The sequence below is a fragment of the Halorhodospira neutriphila genome (assembly GCF_016584055.1).
Classification (GTDB): domain Bacteria; phylum Pseudomonadota; class Gammaproteobacteria; order Nitrococcales; family Halorhodospiraceae; genus Halorhodospira; species Halorhodospira neutriphila.
On sequence record NZ_NRSH01000172.1, the window covers coordinates 1 to 3,764 of the forward strand.

Here is a 3,764-nt window from a genome sequence, read left to right on the forward strand (position 1 = left end):
GCGACCAGGCGGGGGTCTCCAGGGCGGGGGCCCCCGCGTCGCCCAGGGCGCGGCCGCGCTCGGCGAGCAGCCCCGGGTCGCCGATGGCGATGAGCTCGGCGCGCTGCGGGCGCTGCGCGGCGGCGGCGACCAGCTCGTAGCCGATGCCGGCCGGCTCGCCGCAGGTGATGGCGATCCGCGGCGGCGTGCTCACGACCCCTCCAGCCGGTAGTCGACGTAGGCCTCCTCGCGGAGCTTGCGCAGCCACTGCTCCAGGGCCTCCTGGCTCTTGCGCTGGCGGATCTGCCGGGAGATCCGGGCGCGGCGCTGCTCCTCGGCCTTGTCCAGCTCGCGGCGCTGCTCGACGCGCACGAGGTGCCAGCCCTGGCGGCTCCGGAACGGCTCGCTGATCTCGCCCGGCTCGAGGGCCTCGACCCGCTCCTGGAGGGCGGCGGCGAGCTCGCCGCCGCGCACCCAGCCGAGGTCGCCGCCGCCGCTGGCGGTGCCCTCGTCGTCGGAGTGGGCCCGGGCGAGCTCGGCGAAGCTCGCCTCGCCGCTGCGGATGCGCTCGCGGAAGCCGCGCAGGCGCTGCTCGGCGTCCCGGTCGGTGACCCCCGAGCCGGTCTCGAGGAGGATGTGGCGCGCCCGCGTCTCCTCGACGATCTGCGCCCCCTCCCGGCGGCTGTCGAGGAGCTTGATGATGTGGAAGCCGTCGGCGGCCTGGACGACGGGGCTGACCTCGCCGGCTTCCAGGCCGGGGACGACGTCGCCGAACGCCTGGGGCAGCTGGCTGGGCAGCCGCCAGCCGAGCTTGCCGCCGTCGCTGGCCGAGGCGGCGTCGGAGAAGGTGCGGGCGAGGGTGGCGAAGTCGGCGCCCTCGGCCAGGGCCTGCCGGCGCAGCCGCTCGGCGCGCCGCCGGGCCTGCTCGAGCGCCTCCGGCGAGGCCCCCTCCGGGGTCCCGACGCGGATGTGGGCGACCCGGTACTCGGTGGCGCCCTGCTCGGCGGCCGTCTCGAGCGCCGCGTCGACCTCCTCGGGGGTGACCTCGACCTCCTGCTGGACGACGGACTGCTGCAGCCGCCGGATGGTGATCTCCTCGCGCAGGCCCTCGCGGAAGCTCGCGAAGTCCCGGCCCTGGCGGGCGAGGGCGTCGCGGAGCTGGCTGCGCGTCAGGTTGTTGCGCGCGGCGATGCGCTCGATCGCGGCGTCGAGGGTGGCGTCGTCGACGCGCAGGCCGACGCGCTCGGCGTGGGAGAGCTGCAGCCGCTGCATGACCAGGCGCTCGAGGGCCTGCCGGCGCAGCTGCTCCCGCGGCGGGACGCCCTGGCCCCGCTGGTAGAAGCGGGCCTGGAGCTCGTCGACCTCGCGCTCGAGCTCGGAGGCGAGCACGATCTCCTGGCCGGCGACGGCCACGATCCGGTCGAGCGCCTCCCGGGCGCCCGCCGCCGGCAGGCAGAGCCCGAGCAGCAGGGTGAGCACGGCCAGCCTGCCCGCGAGCGGCGTCACTGCATCTCGTATCTTCATGGGCCCTAGAATACCGTCTCGCCGTAGCTCGGGACTACGTCCTGGAAGAACTCCGTGGTGCCCTGGCCGAAGCGGCCGAGGCCGCTGAGCTCGAGCTCGATCATGAAGGCGTTCTCCAGCGGCTCGCCGAAGTCGCTCCGGAAGCGCCGTGCCGTGCCGCGGACCGCCCAGCAGCAGCGCCGGTACTCCACCCCTGCGACCACCTCCAGGTGCTTGCGTTCCAGCCGCGAGTACGCCCAGTGCCCCACGGCCCGCCAGTGGGTGCTCAGCGGGGCGGCCGCCGAGGCCTCGATGAGCTCCTGGGTGCGCTGGACCACCGGCTCGCCGCCGGCGCTGGCCGTCTCCTCGCGGACGCGGTAGGCGAGGTTGACCAGCGAGGCCGGGCCGGGGCGGTACTGCCAGTCCGCCGTGTAGCGCGAGCCGGCCCGCGCGCCGCGGTCGGGGTCGTAGCGGTACTCGGCGCGCAGCCGCAGGTTGCCGGGCAGGCGCAGCTCGGCGTCGGCGAAGAGGTCCGAGCGCGCCTCGGTGAGCCGCTCGGCGTCGGGGTCGCCGCCGAGGGTGACCCGGCGGTCCTCGAGGTAGTGGACCTGGCCGAGGCTGGCGCGCAGGGGCTGGGTGCCGTCGGTGATGTCGAGCACCCGCGTGGTCACGGCGGTGGTGATCTGGTTGGCGTCGCCGATGCGGTCGATCCCGGAGAAGCGGTTCTCCTGGAAGAGCTGCGCGACGGTGTTGCCCCGCTCGGTGGTGTCGAAGACCGGCAGGCCGGACTGCTCCCGGTAGGGGGCGTAGAGGTAGAAGATCCGCGGCTCGAGGGTCTGCAGGAAGGGGCGTGAGCCGAGGCTGAAGGGGCGCTCGAGGAAGATCCCGGCGTCCACGCTGGCGATGGGGACGGTGCGGCTGGCCTCGGCGGGGCCCGCCGGCGCCCCGGCGCGCTCGAGCTCGTAGCGGGTGTGGTGGAGGCTCACGGCCGGCTCGAGGAAGAAGGCCTGCTCGCGCACCGGCCAGGAGAGCCGCGGGTTGAGGTGGTAGCGCCGCCCGGTGGGGCGGCCCGCCTCGGCCCCGCCGGGGAGGGCGAAGCGCACCGCCTCGCCCTCGAGGCGGTAGGCGAGGCCGCCGGGCAGCTCCGCGGGGTCGTGCTGGTAGGTGAGCGCCGGCCAGCGCCGGTACGGCTCCGCCTGCCCCGCCGGGCGGAGGTTCTGCCAGTGCTGGAGCTCGGCCTGCCAGGCGTGGCTGCCGATGGACTGGTCCACGAGGGCGCGGCTCTCGAGCTCGCGGGTGCTGCTGCCCAGCCGGTCGCTGGAGAAGTCGTCGAGGTAGGCGGGATCGCTGACGCGCTCCAGCTCGATGCGGTAGTCGATCGCCGCCGGCAGGTCGCCGCGGTGCCGCCAGTTGACCCCCCAGCGGGCCGTGTCGGCCTCCCCGGGCCGTTGCCCGGCGTAGGCCGCGTCGTCGGGCAGGTACTCGACGGCCAGCTCGCCGCTGAGGGGGCGCTCCAGGTAGCGCAGCTCGGCGTTGGCCTGGAGGCCGCGGCGGGAGTAGTAGGTGGGGGCGAGGGTGAGGTCGTAGTTCGGGGCCAGGCGCAGGTAGACCGGCACGGTGAGGTGGCTGCCGTGGCGCTCCGACTCCCCGAAGCTCGGCGGCAGCAGCCCGCTGTGGGCGCGGTCGTCGATGGGGAACTGCAGGTAGGGGGTGTAGAGCCACGGCACGCCGGCGATCTCCAGGCGGGCGTGGCGCGCCCGGCCCACCCCGGCCTCGTGGTCGAGCTCCAGCGCGCTGGCGCGCAGCCACCACGCCTCGCGCCCCGGCGGGCAGGTGGAGTAGCGCAGCCCCTCGAGGCGCGTCACGCGCTCGCCCTCGCCGGTCAGCCGCCGGGCCCGGCCGTGGCGGTAGGGGTAGAGCCGGAACTCGGCCGCCTCCACGGCCATGCGGTCGCCCTCGAGGTCGAAGCGCCCCGCCTCGCCCCACAGGTGGAGCCCGGCCTCGGTGTAGCGGAAGCGCCCGGGCACGGTGGCCACGCCCGCCTGGTCGTCGAGGCGCAGCGCCTCGGCGCGCAGGCGCTGGTCGAGCCGGCGCAGCTCGGCGTCGCCGCGCAGCTCGTAGAGCGCCTGGAGGGCGTTGAAGGAGATCCGCTCGGCGAGCAGGACCAGCGGGGTGCCGGGGTCGTCGCGCCGGGCGCGCTGACCGGGCTGCGGCGCGGGCGCGAGCGGCGGGCCGCAGAGCTGCTCGCGGCGCAGCAGCTGGGGGTCCCGGGGCAGCTCCGG

2 protein-coding genes and 1 pseudogene are annotated in these 3,764 nt (G+C 76.0%); all 3 read right to left on the reverse strand.

Going from position 1 to position 3,764, the window contains the following annotated elements; all coding sequences use genetic code 11:
* Nucleotides 1-193, reverse strand: a pseudogene (gene pdxA, locus CKO13_RS11180) (4-hydroxythreonine-4-phosphate dehydrogenase PdxA); the annotation flags it as partial.
* Nucleotides 190-1,485 (reverse strand): peptidylprolyl isomerase, encoded by a 1,296-nt coding sequence (locus CKO13_RS11185; RefSeq protein WP_338034643.1) that lies wholly within the window; start codon nt 1,483-1,485, stop codon nt 190-192. The gene CKO13_RS11185 and the pseudogene pdxA, both read right to left, overlap by 4 nt.
* A 23-nt stretch (nt 1,486-1,508) precedes the next feature.
* A partial coding sequence (locus CKO13_RS11190; protein WP_200261007.1) for an LPS-assembly protein LptD occupies nt 1,509-3,764 on the reverse strand: 2,256 nt, incomplete at its 5' end.